The sequence below is a fragment of the Taishania pollutisoli genome (genome assembly GCF_014518315.1).
In the GTDB taxonomy this organism is placed as follows: Bacteria; Bacteroidota; Bacteroidia; order Flavobacteriales_D; family Crocinitomicaceae; genus Taishania; species Taishania pollutisoli.
Genome location: NZ_JACVEL010000004.1, coordinates 296,851 through 314,202 on the forward strand (window position 1 = coordinate 296,851; position 17,352 = coordinate 314,202).

The window sequence follows — 17,352 nt, forward strand, 5'->3', positions numbered from 1 at the left end:
CAAGTCGTTTAAAACAGCGTATCTCTTCGCTGGCTGTCTAACTTTAATAAAATGAAGAACATGGCAGAAAAGGACATCATGGATGATCCTCCGTAGCTAAAGAAGGGCAACGGGATCCCGATGACAGGAGCCAGGCCGATGTTCATTCCGATATTGATGGCAAAGTGATAGAAGAGAATCATTCCGACCGAATATGCATACACCCGGTTGTAAACAGAACGTTGTCGCTCGGCAATATATACAATGCGCAGGAGCAGGAATAAATACAGTCCCATCAGTACGGATGTTCCGACAAATCCCCACTCTTCGGCAAACGGACAGAAGATGAAGTCGGTTTCACTTTCGGGAACGTGATTGGATTCGACAGATGCGAGCGTTGCTTTTTTATATCCTTTACCGGTTAGTCCGCCTGAGCCTACTGCTGTCATAGCGCGGTTCCTGTTGTAGTCGTCTCCGTCCCGCTGATCTTCTTCATTCAATCCAAGTAGCAACTCAATGCGATTCTTCTGGTGTTGTTTCAGGTGACTGAATACGGTGGAGATAGATGCGGACAGGAATGAGACGATGCTAAAGGATAAAATCACGATGAATAACAATCTCCGCTTATTCCGGTTTCCGACAATCGTTCTGCCCACTACATAAAATAAGAGACCAATGATAAAATAAGCGGCAATGATTCCAAAAATAGAAGGCAATTCATACAGGCCCACGAAAGCGAGATCAAATGTGGTTTTACTCAACAGTAATGTGACAACGGATATGATTACAATGATGAACAGGAGCGGGATAAAGTGTGTTCCGATCCAGGTTTGTTTGAATTTCACTCCCGGGATGAGATTGATGAGGGAGAGGACAATCGGATCAAATGTAATTCCTTCCCTGTATAAAACGAAGAAAAACGAAGTGAATACAACAAACGTTCCCGCATCGGGTTGCAGAATAATCAGTCCCATCGGAATGATGATGATGGCCAGACAGGTCAGGACATTTTTTACGTTCTGTTGCTTGATGTTCATCCGATTGATGTAGTTAGCCAGCAGAATGGCCGTTCCGATCTTTGCAAACTCTGCGGGTTGAATACCAAAAGACCCTACTCCCAGCCATGCACGGGCCCCGTTGATTGGTGGTGTAAACAGTACTACTACCAGCAACATGAGCGTTCCGATGTAGATAGGAATTGAGAATTTCCGGTATATTTCCGAGTCGATCAGAAAGACAACAAGTCCCAGGAAGAGTGAAACGCCAATCCACATAACCTGCCGCCCGTAGAGCATAGAAAAATCAAGGATGTTCGGATGTTCGGCATCGTAAGCAGTGGAATAAACGGTCATCAATCCCATTCCGAGAATCAGGAAGTACACCAATAAAATCGGCCAGTCAATATTGCTTGTGAGTTTATCGCCCTGTCTCATTATTTGATATTATCCAGTACAGCATCCAGAATCCGTTTTTCTTTTTCTTTGTCTTTCACTTCACCAGTAAGGTATTTTTCAATCATCAGACTGGCAATCGGTGCGGCCCATGTTCCTCCGAAACCGGCATTTTCAATGAAGACGGAAATGGCTATTTTCGGGTTGTCCATTGGTGCGAACGCAATAAAGACGGAGTGATCTTCACCGTGTGGGTTTTGCGCTGTACCGGTTTTTCCGCAAACAGTGATTCCTTCGATTTTCGCTCGTCGTGCCGTTCCCCCCGCTTCGTTTACAGCCATGCGCATTCCTTCCACAACAGGAGGGTAATATTTGGGGTCAATTAATGTTTTGTGAACGACATTGAACTGTGACAATGGTCCGTTATCTCCGATTGATTTTACGACATGCGGGGTAATGTACCACCCGCGATTGGCCATGATCGCAGACAGGTTTGCCATCTGGAGCGGGGTTAATTTCACCTCTCCTTGTCCGATGGAAACAGACCGGATGGTTGAGAATGCCCAGGCATGGTGCCCGTACCATTTATCATAAAATTTTGGACCCGGAATCAATCCCGGCCGGATGGCAGCAATGTCGGAATCCAGTTTCATCCCGAGCCCGAAGCTGTGGAGGTATTCCTCCCATTTACCCAGTCCTATTTCGGCGTCTGCAAATATGTTTTTCTTTTTCCCCTGTTGAATAATTTTTCGGGTTACGTAGTAAAAATAAGGGTTGCAAGACATTTGAATGGCCTTTGATATACTCGTTGCCTGCGGATGGGAGTGACAGCCCACCATGCTTTGTGTACACGGAAACGATGCATTTTCGTCAATGACACCTTCCTGCATACCAATGAGTGCCTGTGTGAGTTTGAAAATCGATCCCGGGGGATATTCCGCCTGTAATGGACGCGGGAATAAAGGTTTTTTCGGATCGTTTACCAGGATCGGGTAGTTTTTAGCGATGTTGGATTTTCCTACAAACAAGTTGGGGTCATAAGACGGCGCGGAGACCATCGCCAAAATTTCCCCGGAGGAAGGTTCTATCGCTACAATACAACCCATCTTATTTTTCATCAGCAATTCCCCGTATACCTGCAATTCGATGTCCATACCGAGCTTGAGTGAAGGTGCCTGAATGGCCATCGTATCGTATTTACCACCGGCATAGGACTCAATGGCGTTATTCAACGCTGAAGTGACAATGTAGTGTACTCCTTTTTGTCCGCGAAGTTCCTTTTCATAATATTTTTCAATACCTGCTTTCCCGATGTTATCTCCTGAGCGGTAGAATTTGTCTTTTTCAATTTCTTCCCGATTTGTTTCCGCCAGGTAGCCTAAAATGTTCGCACCACCGGCATAGGGATAGTCCCGCATGCTTGTCACCTGCTCGTAAAAACCAGGGTATTTGTCCAGGTGAGGTGCAATCATCGCGATTTCATCGGCAGTCAATTCCTTTAAAAAAGGGTAGGGACGTACAGGTTGGTAATTGGGTATTTTCTTTCCGTCTTTACGGGTGAAATAACCTTCCCGCTCACGGATTTCGATGAACCGTTTTTTTACTTCCTCAGGAGTCATCCCGACAAGTTTTGCAAAGGCGATTGTATCCAGGTCTTCAATGTCCTTTTCTACAAACATTAAGTTGTAATACGCTTTGTTGGATACGACTTTTTTCCCGTTCCTGTCAAACATAACAGCGCGGGGAGGGGTAATGTACCTTCGTTTTTCAGCAATTTCCTGGGCACGTACTTTCCATTGATCATCTACAACCTGCATCTGAAACAAACGGAGGATATACACCACACCGATCAGTGCAACAAAAATAATGATGACATATTTACGGTTGTCGAAGTTCATTTATGACTTGTTTCGTTTGAGGAACAAAAACTGGAGCAGGATCACCAGGGAGTATGAGACCGGCAGGGTGAAGGCCAGTTTTCGCACGACGTACAATAACTCACTGAATTTAAATACTTCCATAAAGAAGAACCACAGGTGATGAATCAGCAATAGGGTGCCGAAGCTGTATAAGAACCACCGTTGCCCCATTTCGTATATCGAACCTTCTTTGGTGGGGTCATAACCATCCCGTGGACTGAATGCTTTGAAAATGACCGGACGGAATAGCGCAAATGCAAGCAGGGAAGAGGCGTGCAGTCCTCCGGTATTTGAAAGCACGTCAATGGAAAGCCCCATTCCGAATGCAAGTACCAGTAATAAAACCGAATTCGTGTTGAATGGCAGTAACATGATAAACAACGGATAGATCATCGGATGAATGCCCAACCCGATTTCCAGCTGATTGAAAACAAGTGCCTGTAATAATACAAACAGTATAAAACGAATGCTATGGATGAATATGATTCTCATTCTTTCGGGTCCCGGGGAATTAAGCGTTCCAATTTTTGTTGTTCAGTGGCCAACAAATTTTTTACGACATATACACGTTGCAGTTTTCTGTAATCTTCGGAGAATAGAATAGAGACATCCCAGAACGCTTCTCCTTCTACATTTTTTAATTTTTCAACTTTTCCGACCATGATTCCTTTCGGAAAAATTCCGGTTCCTTCGCGGGTTACTACTTTCGACCATTTTTTGATGTGCAGGTCATTGGAAATTCCGGCTACAGAACCTCTTCTTGGATCCATTCCATCCCATTTCAATAATCCGTAGAGTCCCATGTCTTCAATGACAACACTGATGTTGATGTTTTCCGTCAGTACTGATTTGACAATGGAATAATGTTCGCTGCACCGGTGAATTACACCCACAACTCCGTTGTCGGAAATCACTCCCAATCCTCTTTCTACGCCGTGGATTGAACCGACATTGATCGTAAAGTAATTATTGCGCTTTTCTACAGTAGAATTAATCACTTCAGCAGGGATGTATTCATATTGCTGACGGTAAAGGGTGTCATTTATTTTTACCAGGTTATCATCGATCCGCATGAAACTTTGAGGGAGCTTCTTCATCAGTTCGGCGTTGCTTTTTTGCAATTCCGTATTGGTATGACTCAATTTCAGTTGTTTGGTAACGGCATTGCGTGCTTCCCAGATTTTTGCATTGACAGTTGCTGTTGTAGTAAGGTATTGAGATCGTGGATAGTAAAAAAATGAGAAATAGAATGACAATGCAATAACCTGCAATACTGCAAAGACCAAAAATATTTGAAAACGCCTTAAAAAAGCAATGAGATTCCGCATAATTTACAAAGATAATAAAGCCTCAACATATAAGCAGACAATTGAAAAATACTTTTTCAATTCATACACCGGAATGGCGTCAGACTGAAATTTCTGAATAAGGATCCCAAAATAATTCCTTAAACTGAATGACTTTATCATCTTTTACCTCTACTCCTTCCAATCGGAGTAATCGCTCCATCTCATCCGGTGTTGAAAAATGCATCTTTCCGGTTAATAACCCGTTTCTATTGACCACCCGATGAGCGGGAACGTCTTCTTTGGAGTGCGCGGCATTCATTGCCCATCCAACCATGCGGGAAGAAGAAGCAGTTCCTAATGCTTTCGCGATGGCACCATATGAAGTTACCCTTCCCTCCGGAATCAAACGAACAATAGCATAGACCTTTTCGAAAAAGTCACGGTGTCGTTCATTCAGGTTCATCCGTTTATTCTACCGTTACGGATTTTGCAAGGTTACGCGGTTGATCCACGTTGCATCCTCTCATAATCGCGATGTAATAAGAAAGTAACTGGAATGGAATCGTTGCCAGTAAAGGAACCAAATGTTCATCCGTTTTCGGAATTTCGATTACCTGGTCAGCCATTGCCTTCACATGCACATCTCCTTCTGTGACAATTGCAACTACCTTTCCTTTTCGGGCTTTTACTTCCTGAATGTTGGATACTACTTTTTCGTAAGAAGGACCTTGTGTGGCGATTACAAACACCGGCATTTCTTCATCAATTAATGCAATTGGTCCGTGCTTCATTTCTGCTGCCGGGTAACCTTCTGCATGAATGTAGGAGATTTCTTTTAGTTTTAAAGCCCCTTCCAGTGCGACTGGAAAACAATTCCCTCTTCCAAGGTACAGTGCATTTGTTGCTTTACTATACAAAGAGGCAATGTCCTGAATCAGTTTGTCGGATGAATCCAGTACTTTTTGTACTTTTTCAGGAATGGCATCCAGCTCTGCGAGTAATGTTCTGTATTTGGATTCACTGATTGTACCTTTTTTATGTGCCAGCATCAATGCCATCAATGTCAAAACCGTTACCTGAGCCGTAAATGCTTTTGTGGAAGCAACTCCGATCTCTGGCCCTGCATGCGTGTAGGATCCTGCATCCGTAATGCGTGAAATGGAAGAGCCGACAACGTTACAGATTCCAAGGATAGTTGCTCCTTTTGATTTTGCCAGTTCCAATGCAGCTAATGTATCAGCTGTTTCTCCGGATTGTGATACGGCAATAACAATATCATTCTCGGTAATAATCGGGTTTCTGTATCTGAACTCACTGGCGTATTCTACTTCCACATTGATGCGCGCCAGGTCTTCAATTAAATACTCTCCGACAGTACATGCGTGCCAGGAAGTTCCGCAAGCCACCATGATCAGGCGTGGAGCTGCAATCAGTTTATTTTCGTAATCCTTGATTCCTCCCAGGGAAACCCATCCTTCCGCTACATTTAATCTTCCTCTGAAACAATCGCGGATAGAGCGTGGTTGTTCGTGAATCTCCTTAAGCATAAAGTGATCGTAACCTCCTTTTTCAAGTGCTTCCAATTGTAGCTCCAGTTGCTGGATGTACGGGATTTTTTCCTCACTGCTATTGATGTTATATACTTTCAATCCCTCTGTCCTGTCGACAATGGCAATTTCCATATCGTTCAGATACACCACATCTTTGGTGTATTCAACAATCGGAGTAGCATCGGATGCCAGGTAGAAGTCACCTTCCGTTCCGATTCCGACTACCAGCGGACTACTTTTTCGTGCCGCTACCAATCGGTTCGGATTGTTTTTGGAGATGACAACAATTGCATAAGCTCCTACGACTTGTTCCAAAGCCAGGCGTACGGATTCTGCAAATGAAACGTCTGTTTTTTTCTGAATGTCATCGATTAAGTGAACCAATACTTCTGTATCCGTTTCACTTCTGAAGGTATATCCTGCTTTCAACAGCTCGTGTTTCAGGCTGTCATAATTTTCAATAATCCCATTGTGAATCAGTGCTAAATCTCCGTTTTCAGAGAAGTGCGGGTGCGCATTCACGTCATTTGGTTCACCATGCGTTGCCCAACGTGTATGACCGATTCCGATTGTTCCGGAAATATCTTTCCCGGTTGCAAATTCTTCCAGGTTAGAAACTTTTCCCTTTCGTTTGTAAATATTTAAATCCTGCTGATTATTTAACAGGGCGATTCCTGCGCTGTCGTATCCGCGGTATTCAAGGCGTTTTAACCCGTTAATAATAATCGGGTAGGCTTGCTTTTGTCCAATGTAAGCTACAATTCCACACATAATTAAAACTTGGTATATGAAATGATAAGTCGGGGTTTTACTTTTTTATCGGTTAGTTGCCCGTTAAAAACAATCCGGTCAGCAGCGGATACAAAAGAAGTGGGTGAAACAGTCAGTTCTGCCAGTGTTTCAACACCTATTTTGTAGTCCTGAACAAACTTTCGGAGGTCTGCTACATACCCTTTAGTATAAGGGTCGTAAGTTGCTGTGATTGTAGAAGTCAGGCTGGGAGGGACTAAATAAATCGTACCTGGTGCTGAAAATTTGCTTCCCGGAAGCTGTTGGATCGGCAGGTAAATTTTAGCTGCGTGCACAACAATATTGTCCGGTAAATTTTTCAACGTCGGGAAATTGATTTTTCCCCTGTATTTTCCCGCTTGCACATAAAATTCGGATTGCCCCAGGGTTGAGTCTGCAATTACAGCCTCCACCCGTTTTCCTGTACTGTTGATTTTGTACCGGTTGTAATCTGCGCATTCGGAGTTGAGTACAAGATCGAAAGGTGGTTTAACAGCACCGTTTTCCTTATAGTAAATGATCAGTTTGGTGTCCTGGTCGAGCAAGTTAAAATAACCAACCATTCCGGCGTTTTGGGCAGGTGCAACACCATTTGTTTTTACGTACAACCCTTTCAGGTAATTAGCGGTAAATAAACTGTTGTTGGCATATTCTGCCGGGAAATTAGCTGCATCCTGAATAATTTGCAGCGCCTTAGCCGGTTTCAGGTGGATTCTCAATTGCGTTGTAACCGTATCGTTCCCTACCACCGTAATTCCATTGGGATTCATGTCATAGGTACCGGATCCGTTCACCCAGTTTTCTGATTTCACTGCCAGGTCTTCCGTTGCTAAATAAGCAGAGTCCAGGTACATTCGTTCATCAACTTCAAATACTTCGAATGTTTGATTTCCCATATAACCGTAACTTCCGGCATATTCCAGAGCCATCACAAAGGAATCGATCGTAATGAGAGAGGGGTTTCCAAAATTCGGGTTTAACCCGGATAAACGTACCTGTGTATAAAACCCAAGGTCCACGATTCCGAATTGCGGGTCGTTTAAAATACCCAGCAAACCGTAACGTGGATTGCTGGTGTTGATATTATCTTGCTCTACGGTATAAGTGATCAGTGAAAAGGTATCAATCCCTCCTGAATTCAACAGGTTGTCAGAATCAATCGCTTTTCCGCCCAGCAGGTTGTCTTTTTTCTTACATCCGCCGGTAGTAAGCCCGATACCAACTAAAAACAAAAAAGTAGCGGAAAGAATCATTCCTTTCCGCCACCCTAAAAAGATGTTTTTTAACATACTATTATATAAGTACTTCTTCAATTACTTTGTCAAAAAATTCGGACAACACTTTGTGCTGGTGTTCTTCCGGTACGAAATCCTGCTTGATGCAAGTCAAACCATCATAGATTTTTTGCAGTTCAGGGTTCAGATCTTCAGAAGCAATGTTGACACCGTCCACATATTTCAGCATATTTTCCGTCACGGAATGGAAGTCCGTTTGGGAAAAATTGTTGAGTGTTTCTTTATCCACGCCATCAAATTTAAGCTTTTCAGCTAATCGCGGATCCCAATTTTTGTTAAACTCATTATTGTACATGCTGTAGACGATTTTTGTATCGGCAAAATGTGGGTCTTTGTTGTAAATTTTCTTCACATAGAGCCCCATCGGAATGGTCATCCAGCCGTGGCAATGAATCACATCCGGTTGCCATCCAAGCTTTTTTACTGTTTCCAACACACCGCGACAAAAGAAGATGGAACGCTCATCATTGTCTTCAAAGTAAACGTTGTTTTCGTCTGCAACATTTGTTTTTCGTTTGAAATATTCATCATTATCGATGAAATACACCTGCATCCTTGCCTGAGCAATAGAAGCGACTTTGATAATCAGCGGATGGTCGGCATCATCAATCACAATATTCATTCCTGACAAACGAATAACTTCGTGTAACTGGTGCCTTCTTTCATTGATGCTGCCAAATTTGGGTGCGAAGACCCTGATTTCTTTTCCGGATTCCTGAATGGCTTGCGGTAATCTTCTTGCCGTCGATGCAATTTCTGATTTAGGTAAGAAAGGAGCAATCTCCTGTGAAATGAAAAGTATTTTCTTTTTCTCCATCTGATGTTTTTGGTTTGAAAAAACAGCACAAAAATATAGAAAAAAATGCGGAACTTCAAGAAAAAAAAATAGTTTTGCCGATTTGGACCAGACTGTAGAAACGGGAAATGAATAGAATAAGCACCGTAAAATCAATTCAGGACGAGGTTTTTGCCCTGAAAAAACAAGGAAAAAAGATTGGACTGATACCAACAATGGGTGCATTGCATGAGGGGCATCTTTCTCTCGTTGAACAGGCACGACAGCAATGTGATGTTATTATCGTCAGTATTTTTGTCAATCCCACGCAATTTAACAACCCCTCAGATCTTGCGAACTATCCGAGAACGATCGAAAAAGACATGGATTTGCTTTCCGGTCATGGCGTTATGTTTGTTTTTGCACCGTCAGTGGAGGAGATTTACCCTTCGGATTATGTGAAGCCGGCGATTGACCTGGGGGCACTTGGCCTGGTGATGGAAGGAAAATTCCGTCCGGGACATTTTCAGGGCGTCATCGAGGTGGTAAAACGATTGTTGGAGAGTGTGCAGCCCGATGCTGCTTATTTTGGGCAGAAAGATTTTCAACAGCTGGCCGTTATTCATTATATGGTCAACTACTTCAAGATTCCCGTTGCGATTGTCGAATGCCCGATTGTCAGAAGCGATCGCGGACTGGCGTTGAGTAGCAGAAATATGCGTTTATCTGAAGCTGAAAAGGAGCAGGCACTTGTGATTTACACTACATTGTTGTTTGTGAAAGCACATGTGGCTGATGCTTCTCCGGAAGCATTGATGAAACAAGCGGTTGAGCGGATTAATGCAGCAGGATTAAAAACGGAATATGTCGAAATTGTGCATCCGCTTACGCTGGAAACGTTGACTGATAAATGGATTCCGGGAGCTGTTTGCTGTGTTGCTGCCTATTGCGGGGAAGTACGCCTGATTGACAATATGTTGGTGGGGTAGTTGTTTAGTGAGAAGTGAATAGTTGAGAGTGAATAGTTGGAAGTGAGAAGTTCAATTATCAAAGCTTCGTAAAATATTGAATACTGAATTTTGAATGAGGTAGCTTAAAATCAATCACTCATAAAGCCAATCACTCATAACATCAAACAGTCAACCAGTCAATATTCCATGCCCAAAACTTCTTAATCAGAGAGATTCATATACAACATTTGACACTTCATAATTGAATCATTGATAATTAAACGTTGAAATGATTACTTTTGCACAAAATCTGTCTAATATGAAAAGCATTTCTGCACTTGAAGTCAGTAAAAATCGAGACGCTTATTTTATCCTGGATATCCGGGAGCGGTACGAGTATGAATTTGTCAATATTCAAGCGACCAATATTCCGATGGCTGAGGTGTGTTCACGCTTACAAGAGTTGCCGAAAGACAAACCTGTCGTTCTGATGTGCAAATCGGGGAATCGTGCTTCTGCATTGGCAAATTTATTGATCGTTGACTACAATTTTTCAAATGTATTGATCATGGAAGGCGGAATTACTTCCTGGTGTGAGTATGTAGACCAAACATTAATCTTAGAATAACTAATAAACCGATACCTGATGGAAGTACTTCATTCGTTTTTAGATTTTTTCCTGCACCTTGACGATCATTTGTTCGAAATGATTTTGAATTACGGAGTATGGATTTATGCCATTCTTTTCCTGATCATTTTTGTAGAAACAGGCTTGGTAGTGATGCCATTTCTTCCAGGTGATTCTTTGTTGTTTGCCGCCGGAACATTTTGCGCAGGAATTACAAAAGACGGACAAACAGCGGAACTCAATCTTTGGTTGGTACTTATCCTGTTACTGATCGCTGCGGTGATCGGAGATGCATTGAATTACTACCTGGGAAAAAGGGTTGGATTGAAAATGCTGCAATGGAAAATTCGTGGCAAACAATTAGTGAAGCAGGAATACATTGATAAAACACACACATTTTATGAGAAACACGGACCGAAAACGATTATCATCGCACGCTTCGTTCCGATTGTAAGAACATTTGCCCCTTTTGTTGCCGGAATCGGTGAAATGAGTTACGGGAAATTTTTCCGGTTCAATTTAATCGGTGGATTTTCCTGGGTAGTCGGCTTGACGTTACTCGGTTATTTTTTCGGTGGACTGGAAATTGTGCAGGAAAACTTCGAAACAGTGATTTTCGGTATCATTCTGATCTCAATCATTCCGATCATTATTGAGTTTATCCGCAATAAGGCGGCCAGTAAAAAAACGAAAAAATGAAACGCTTCGGATTGATTGGGAAGACACTCAAACACTCGTTTTCTCAACCCTTTTTTACAGAATTCTTCCGGGAAAACGGTATTGATGCGGTATACGAAAATTTTGAACTGAAGGATAAGAGTGAGATTCGTTCGTTGTTGCAAGAGAATCTTTCGGGGGTCAGTGTGACCATTCCGTACAAAGAAGAAATTATTCCGTTTCTGGAAGAACTTTCCCCGGAGGCAGCCACCATCGGAGCGGTCAACTGTGTTGCATTCAAAGAAGGGAAAACAATCGGACACAACACCGACGCGTACGGCTTTCATCAATCCATCAAGCCTTTTCTGACCAATAAGCACGAACGTGCCATTATTTTTGGTACAGGGGGTGCTTCCAAGGCGGTTGTGTACGTTCTGAAACAGATTGGAATCGATTGTATTTTTATTTCCCGGAATCCCGATGGGGGAAACCAGTTCTCCTATGCCGATATCAATGAACACATGTTGAATGCCTGTAAGTTGATCGTGAACTGTACTCCGGTTGGTATGTATCCCGATAGCGAGGCATGCATCGACCTTCCTTTTCAATACCTTACACCGGATCATTTGGTAGTGGACCTGATTTATAACCCGGTTAAAACACAGTTATTGCAACGAAGTGAAGCGCAAGGGGCACAGATTCTGAACGGTGAAACCATGTTGAAGCAGCAGGCGCTGATGGCCTGGAAAATCTGGCAGCAGGCACAGTGACATTGTAAAAAAATATAAAATCCGCGAACGTCGGGTTCAATTACTGTTTTCTTTCGCTTTTTATTGTATCTTAGCGACACATTAACAAGCAATGATTCACGACCTTTCAAACACCAATTCTGTTTTTAATACATTCCTTGCGGAAATGCGGGATAGTTCGATCCAAAAAGACCCGATGCGCTTCCGAAGAAATCTGGAACGGATTGCGGAAATTATGGCGTACGAAGTTTCAAAAACGCTGGAGTATGAAGCACGTGTCGTTACAACTCCCCTGGGAGAGGCAAAGACGCACCTGTTAAAAGAACAACCTGTTCTGGCAACTATTTTACGGGCTGGATTGGGGATGCACAGCGGATTACTGCATTACTTTGACAGAGCTGAAAGTGCATTTGTTTCGGCGTACAGAAAGCATTCTACCGCAGAGGACTTTGAAATTTACGTGGAATACATTGCGGCTCCGAATATCAATGGAAAAACATTGATCATTACAGATCCGATGCTGGCAACAGGCAGTTCAATGGTAACTGTTTACAAGGCGTTGCAGCAACAGGGGAAACCGGCAAAGATTCATATTCTGGCTGCGATTGCGCATCCGGATGCGATCAACTTTGTGCGGGAGCATTTACCTGATACAACGGAAATCTGGGTAGGGGCCATTGATGCTGAATTAACAGCACAATCTTATATCGTTCCTGGGATGGGAGATGCAGGGGATTTGGCTTACGGAACAAAATTATAAGAAGAATTTATGCAGTGGGTAGCGTTGAGTACCGTATTCTTTACGGCGATGGTGAAGTTCATGTTCAGTCCGGCATTGGGACCGGCGATGAAGTTGTCTTATATTGAGACATATATTGCAAATGCGGCGGGGGCAATTGTCTCCATGACCATTTTTTATTTTGCGGCGGAGTTTTTTCTAAAACGAAGTCATAAAAAAAAGGTGGAAAAATACCGGATGGCTGTTGTAGCGGGAATCGACGTGGTTCCTGTGAAATCATTTACCAAACGAAATAAAACAATTATCCGGCTAAAAAATCGAATCGGCATTGTTCCGTTTTGCTTTTGGGCACCGTTTCTTCTTTCCATTCCAATCGGAACAATTATTACCGCTAAATTCTTTGGTAAACGAAGATTGACGTTTCCATTGATGATCGTCGGTATATTTTTAAACAATACCATTACGGTAAGTTTTGTCTATTTTGTAAAAAATGAAGCGACATCTGTTCTTTGATCTGGACCGGACGCTATGGGATTTTGACCGAAATTCCGAGATAGCTCTGAAATGCCTGTTTGAAGATACACAATCGGTTCATCAGCTACCGAGCTTTTTCAAATTTAACCAGGTGTATAAAGAGGTAAATGCGAACCTCTGGAAAAAATACGGAAAAGGAAAAATCTCCAAGGAAGAATTGCGTGATACCCGTTTCCAGAAAGCTTTTTTGAAACTGGGAATCAACAATGCAGAACTTCACGAGCATTTCAATGCAGAATACCTGCGGATTTCTCCGCTTCAGACCGGGTTATTTCCCAATACAATTGAAACCCTTGAAACCCTGAAAGGGGAGGGATACCAGATGCATATTATTACCAATGGCTTCAAAGAAGTACAGTTGACAAAACTTGAAAAAAGTGCTATTCTTCCGTTTTTCGACGTTATTGTCAGCTCAGAAGAAATCGGGATCAACAAACCGGATCTGCGTATTTTCCGCCATGCGATGGATGCTGCCGAAGCTCAGCCCCAGCACTCAGTCATGATCGGTGACGACATGAACATCGATGTGATGGGGGCCGAACGGGCAGGAATGCACGGCATCCACTTTGATCCCAAAGAAGAACTCAGCCGGAAGAAAAATGATTTCCGCATCCGCGATCTGAATGAACTTCCGGGATTACTACCGTGGGTGTTTAGAGGGTGATTCTTGTCGTTTGTGCTTGCACAAAGTACATTTTTTCCTTATTCCCATGAATTATCAGGAATAATGGTGTCTTCCTGGAATGGTTTGGTGTCGCTTACGGACATTTTATTGGTAAACTGAGGCTTAACCGATCCGAACATATTGTACCGGGCAAAATTTGCAATAGGTGTAGATTTCACTCCTTCTTTAGACCAAAATTCTCCGTTGGTAGCTCGTGATTTGATGAAATTAAAATCAAATTTCAAATCCGCTATTTGGGAAACTTCTTGTGATACTTTTGCTGACAGAACTACTTTTGATTCTTTTGATTGCGCAAATGCAAACTTTAATTCAGTTTCCCAGATTTGCCATACGAATTTATATGAGTTTTTCCAGGATCCGTCATTTTTTAATGATTTTAGTATGTTCTTTAAATCATCGTTAAGATAAATGCTTCCGGTACGTGTATTCGTCAGATGTGCTACAAATCCGCTTTCAGAGTTAAAGCTATATTCAACATCTACTCCCACTAATTCATTGACTTCTCCTTTTATTTCTATGGGTAAAGATGTAGCCTCTTTGTTGTTAATCAGGTAATTGAATGCCGGTGATTCTTCAATTTTATCATTGATAAAGTCGTTTACATGCGTTCCGCTTTTCACAAAGAGGTTACCAACGACAAAAAAATCCCCTTGATTGTAAAAACCATAATCCCCAAGCTGAACTTTGCTTGTGGGAGGAAAAATAATAGCTGCAGAACCCAGGTTTTTTTTAACCGATTCTCTAAAACTTTCTTTAAGACTCATAATTATTAGAAATAAAAAACAACGCCTACTCTATAAGGTTTTCGGCATCTCCTTTCCCTACTCCCGTTTTGCGTGTATTTTCAGGTTGTTCCCACGTGTTTTTCATGAGAGGATAAATACTACCAATTCAGACTTCTTTCCCAAAGAATTAAGCTGCGTGATAATACAGGATGTGTAAGTGTGGAAATGTGACTTTCAAAAAAGCGGATTTCAAAATGTAGTATAGTGAGACGAGGTAATAGTAGTTAATCAGTTCATTTTTTTTAGTTTTAAAGTGTTTGTTTACAAATGTTTAAGTAGTAAAACAAATGTATGTTACTTTTTCCTGAAAAAAAATACCTATATGTAGTTATTTTATTGGGAATCTGTTGGTTATTTTTTTAAAATCAAAAAAGAGAGACCTGTTGATTGATCCCTCTTTGAGTAGTAGCTCCGGTTTTAATTTCCTTATTTTCCTACCTGAAGACTGCTTTCTTTCAGATGCGGTTATAAGTTTGCCCTCCCAGGCTAAAAGATGTTCCGTCTTCACTTACTTCCAGTTGCAAATAGTCGCCATCCGTCCAGGTGCCATTGTTATTGTAGTCATAAATGCGGTTTAGAAAGCGGTATGTAGTTCCTCCCGCATTGGTGATTTCTTTCATTGAATAGCCTCCGACAGCACCATCCGGCATTGCCGTACCATTGTCAATGACCATTCCGTTCCCCGATTTATCAGTGTCAATCCATACGGTAAATCCTGTCGATTCGTGTCTCCATTTTCCGGAAATAACACCGAACCCGCTTTTATTTCCGGGTACACGACTGTTTTCTTTTTCAGAAATATAAAACGGGGTATATGTCCCATAGGGAGTGATCATCTCGTATCCTTTGTTTTTGTGCTTGTATCCCATGCTTTTGAGTGATTCACCGGCATGATAGACATATTCCCTGTACACATCGCCAAAACCGGGAGTGGAAGATTCCAATACTGTAACACGTTCACCATCCTGTAGTGCGATATCATTTCCTGTTACGACACAATAAAATGAACTGTTACCGGTCTGGGCACCTACAAATTGTCCTCCCAAACCGTCATCAAAAACATAATATTGATATTCCCTGATTTCCAGTACTCCCTTCTTACTTTTCTTACACCCTGTGGTGAATACCAGTAATATAATTACAAGCATATTCACACCAATTGGTAGTGCTTTTTTCATGTGTTTTTGTTTTCAATAAATACACAACAAAGATAGTGCTGCGTCCAATGACAAAAAATCCCTATTTGTAGTGATTTTTTTCGTCATTTTTCTAACTTTAAAGCACTAAATCTGATGTATGTACAGGTTCTGGTTAAACGAGAAGCACGAATGGAGTTGATCAGGTATGATGAAATGAAAAAGACCTGGTACCAGATTGCCAGGAACAGCGACGGAAATATTCCCCCTTCGTTTGAATTGGAAGTATATAAAAAACTGCTCAACCTGTTTCATGTCGGGAGTTTCTATTACTATATCGTCAACATTGCGTCTGTAGAAATGGAGTTTGTGAGTGACACAGTGGAAGGTGTTTTGGGATTCAGGCCGGATGAATTTTCCGTTGAGCGAATCTTTGAAAACATCCATCCGGAAGATAAACAACGGTTTGTTGACCATGAGCGCCAGGTTACCACATTTTTTAATCAGCTTCCCCCCGAAAAAGTACTGAAATACAAAGTCAGTTATGATTACAGATTGAAATGCGCAGACGGATCGTACAAATGGATTTTGATGCAGACAGTCACGGTTCAGACAAATGAACAGGGGGCTGTCATCCGCGTTTTAGGTGTACAAACAGACATTACACATATGAAAACGGATAATCGTCCTTCGGGTCTGTCCTTTCTCGGATTGGAAGGAGAACCTTCGTTTTACAATGTTCCGATTGAATCAACCGTTTTCATTCCAACCAAAAAAATATTTACGAAGCGGGAAGCGGAAGTATTGAAACTCATCGTCAATGGACTTACATCGTTTGAAATAGCAGACCTACTGTGCATTTCTATGTATACAGTGAATTCCCACCGGAAAAATATCCTGCGGAAATCCGGGTGTGGCACACCGAACGAACTTGTTTCAAAAGCAATCCGGGAAGGGTGGGTGTGAAATAATTGTTTTTCCTATCAAAAATCCACGTACATTTGCTCCTATGAAGAAACTACTTTTTATTGCCGTGTCAATGGTGTTGGTGCCCACTATCGGATCGGCGCAAAAATGGAGCAAATCCGACAGTGAGATTTTTATTGAAAGTTGTGTAGGGGAAGCTCAAAACTACTTTACACCTGAAGGTGCTTTGCAGTATTGTAGCTGTACGATGGAAAAAATCATGGTACTCTACCCGGATGCAGCATACGTTGATGAGATGACCGATGAGGAGATGAACACTGTGGCAGAGGAATGTATTTTACAGATTGGTGAAACAACCGGTGACGATATTTTCCTGAAATGGACAGACGAAACAAAAGCAGCATTTATTGAAGGATGTTCGGGAGAATTGCTCGGTTCCGGTATCGACCCTTCCGTTTATTGCCCGTGCGCACTGGAGGAGATCATGAAGGTTTATACAACTCCGTTTGCAGCCATGAGCATGTCGGAAGAAGTCCTGTTTGAAATTGCTGCAAAATGTTTGGGAGGAGAATAGC

At 42.2% G+C, this 17,352-nt stretch carries 19 protein-coding genes; 9 read left to right on the plus strand and 10 right to left on the minus strand.

What is annotated here, in order from left to right; translation table 11 throughout:
- Window positions 1-8: 8 nt before the first annotated feature.
- The 8 genes from rodA to H9Y05_RS08470 form a co-directional block, all read right to left on the minus strand.
- Window positions 9-1,412 carry a rod shape-determining protein RodA gene (gene rodA, locus H9Y05_RS08435; protein ID WP_216714026.1) on the minus strand — a complete coding sequence of 468 codons (1,404 nt, stop codon included), beginning with the start codon at window positions 1,410-1,412 and terminating at the stop codon, window positions 9-11.
- The gene (locus tag H9Y05_RS08440; RefSeq protein WP_163489877.1) at window positions 1,412-3,268 is read right to left on the minus strand and encodes a penicillin-binding transpeptidase domain-containing protein; all 1,857 of its coding nucleotides are present in this window, start codon (window positions 3,266-3,268) and stop codon (window positions 1,412-1,414) included. The genes rodA and H9Y05_RS08440 overlap by 1 nt, the downstream gene beginning before the upstream one ends.
- Window positions 3,269-3,781, minus strand: a complete 513-nt coding sequence (locus H9Y05_RS08445) for a hypothetical protein (protein WP_163489878.1) — start codon at window positions 3,779-3,781, stop codon at window positions 3,269-3,271.
- Complete coding sequence (mreC, locus tag H9Y05_RS08450) at window positions 3,778-4,575, minus strand: rod shape-determining protein MreC (protein ID WP_216714027.1); 798 nt, start codon at window positions 4,573-4,575, stop codon at window positions 3,778-3,780. Before mreC ends, H9Y05_RS08445 begins: the two co-directional genes overlap by 4 nt.
- A gap of 121 nt (window positions 4,576-4,696) precedes the next feature.
- Window positions 4,697-5,041, minus strand: coding sequence for an MGMT family protein (locus H9Y05_RS08455; RefSeq protein ID WP_216714028.1), 345 nt, complete (start codon window positions 5,039-5,041; stop codon window positions 4,697-4,699).
- A gap of 4 nt (window positions 5,042-5,045) precedes the next feature.
- Window positions 5,046-6,899, minus strand: a complete 1,854-nt coding sequence (gene glmS / locus H9Y05_RS08460) for a glutamine--fructose-6-phosphate transaminase (isomerizing) (protein WP_163489882.1) — start codon at window positions 6,897-6,899, stop codon at window positions 5,046-5,048.
- Window positions 6,900-6,901: 2 nt separating this feature from the next.
- A complete protein-coding gene (locus H9Y05_RS08465) occupies window positions 6,902-8,206 on the minus strand; it encodes a DUF4270 family protein (protein WP_216714029.1) in 1,305 nt (434 codons plus the stop codon).
- A gap of 4 nt (window positions 8,207-8,210) precedes the next feature.
- On the minus strand, window positions 8,211-9,029 hold the full coding sequence (locus tag H9Y05_RS08470; protein ID WP_216714030.1) for a glycogen/starch synthase: 819 nt from the start codon (window positions 9,027-9,029) through the stop codon (window positions 8,211-8,213).
- A 107-nt stretch (window positions 9,030-9,136) separates the two neighbouring features.
- Here H9Y05_RS08470 and panC point away from each other — a divergent pair, with 107 nt between their 5' ends.
- The 7 genes from panC to H9Y05_RS08505 all read left to right on the plus strand — a co-directional run bounded on the left by panC (window position 9,137) and on the right by H9Y05_RS08505 (window position 13,908).
- Complete coding sequence (gene panC, locus H9Y05_RS08475) at window positions 9,137-9,976, plus strand: pantoate--beta-alanine ligase (RefSeq protein WP_216714031.1); 840 nt, start codon at window positions 9,137-9,139, stop codon at window positions 9,974-9,976.
- Between the two features lie 280 nt (window positions 9,977-10,256).
- Complete coding sequence (locus H9Y05_RS08480) at window positions 10,257-10,565, plus strand: rhodanese-like domain-containing protein (protein WP_163489886.1); 309 nt, start codon at window positions 10,257-10,259, stop codon at window positions 10,563-10,565.
- A gap of 18 nt (window positions 10,566-10,583) precedes the next feature.
- Entirely contained in the window at window positions 10,584-11,264 is a 681-nt protein-coding gene (locus tag H9Y05_RS08485; protein WP_216714032.1) for a DedA family protein, read from the plus strand.
- On the plus strand, window positions 11,261-11,992 hold the full coding sequence (locus H9Y05_RS08490; protein WP_163489888.1) for a shikimate dehydrogenase family protein: 732 nt from the start codon (window positions 11,261-11,263) through the stop codon (window positions 11,990-11,992). Before H9Y05_RS08485 ends, H9Y05_RS08490 begins: the two co-directional genes overlap by 4 nt.
- A 91-nt stretch (window positions 11,993-12,083) precedes the next feature.
- Entirely contained in the window at window positions 12,084-12,731 is a 648-nt protein-coding gene (gene upp, locus H9Y05_RS08495) for a uracil phosphoribosyltransferase (RefSeq protein WP_163489889.1), read from the plus strand.
- Window positions 12,732-12,740: 9 nt separating this feature from the next.
- Window positions 12,741-13,223 (plus strand): hypothetical protein, encoded by a 483-nt coding sequence (locus H9Y05_RS08500; protein ID WP_163489890.1) that lies wholly within the window; start codon window positions 12,741-12,743, stop codon window positions 13,221-13,223.
- On the plus strand, window positions 13,201-13,908 hold the full coding sequence (locus H9Y05_RS08505; RefSeq protein WP_163489891.1) for a YjjG family noncanonical pyrimidine nucleotidase: 708 nt from the start codon (window positions 13,201-13,203) through the stop codon (window positions 13,906-13,908). The genes H9Y05_RS08500 and H9Y05_RS08505 overlap by 23 nt, the downstream gene beginning before the upstream one ends.
- 38 nt (window positions 13,909-13,946) lie before the next feature.
- Here H9Y05_RS08505 and H9Y05_RS08510 read toward each other — a convergent pair whose 3' ends face one another.
- Together H9Y05_RS08510 and H9Y05_RS08515 are read right to left on the minus strand one after the other, a co-directional pair.
- Entirely contained in the window at window positions 13,947-14,693 is a 747-nt protein-coding gene (locus H9Y05_RS08510) for a hypothetical protein (protein WP_163489892.1), read from the minus strand.
- Between the two features lie 476 nt (window positions 14,694-15,169).
- Window positions 15,170-15,892 carry a hypothetical protein gene (locus H9Y05_RS08515; RefSeq protein WP_216714033.1) on the minus strand — a complete coding sequence of 241 codons (723 nt, stop codon included), beginning with the start codon at window positions 15,890-15,892 and terminating at the stop codon, window positions 15,170-15,172.
- A gap of 114 nt (window positions 15,893-16,006) precedes the next feature.
- Between H9Y05_RS08515 and H9Y05_RS08520 the strand changes: the two genes are divergently transcribed.
- Window positions 16,007-16,816 carry a LuxR C-terminal-related transcriptional regulator gene (locus H9Y05_RS08520; RefSeq protein WP_163489893.1) on the plus strand — a complete coding sequence of 270 codons (810 nt, stop codon included), beginning with the start codon at window positions 16,007-16,009 and terminating at the stop codon, window positions 16,814-16,816.
- Between the two features lie 43 nt (window positions 16,817-16,859).
- Complete coding sequence (locus tag H9Y05_RS08525; RefSeq protein WP_216714034.1) at window positions 16,860-17,351, plus strand: hypothetical protein; 492 nt, start codon at window positions 16,860-16,862, stop codon at window positions 17,349-17,351.
- Window position 17,352 lies beyond the last annotated feature (1 nt).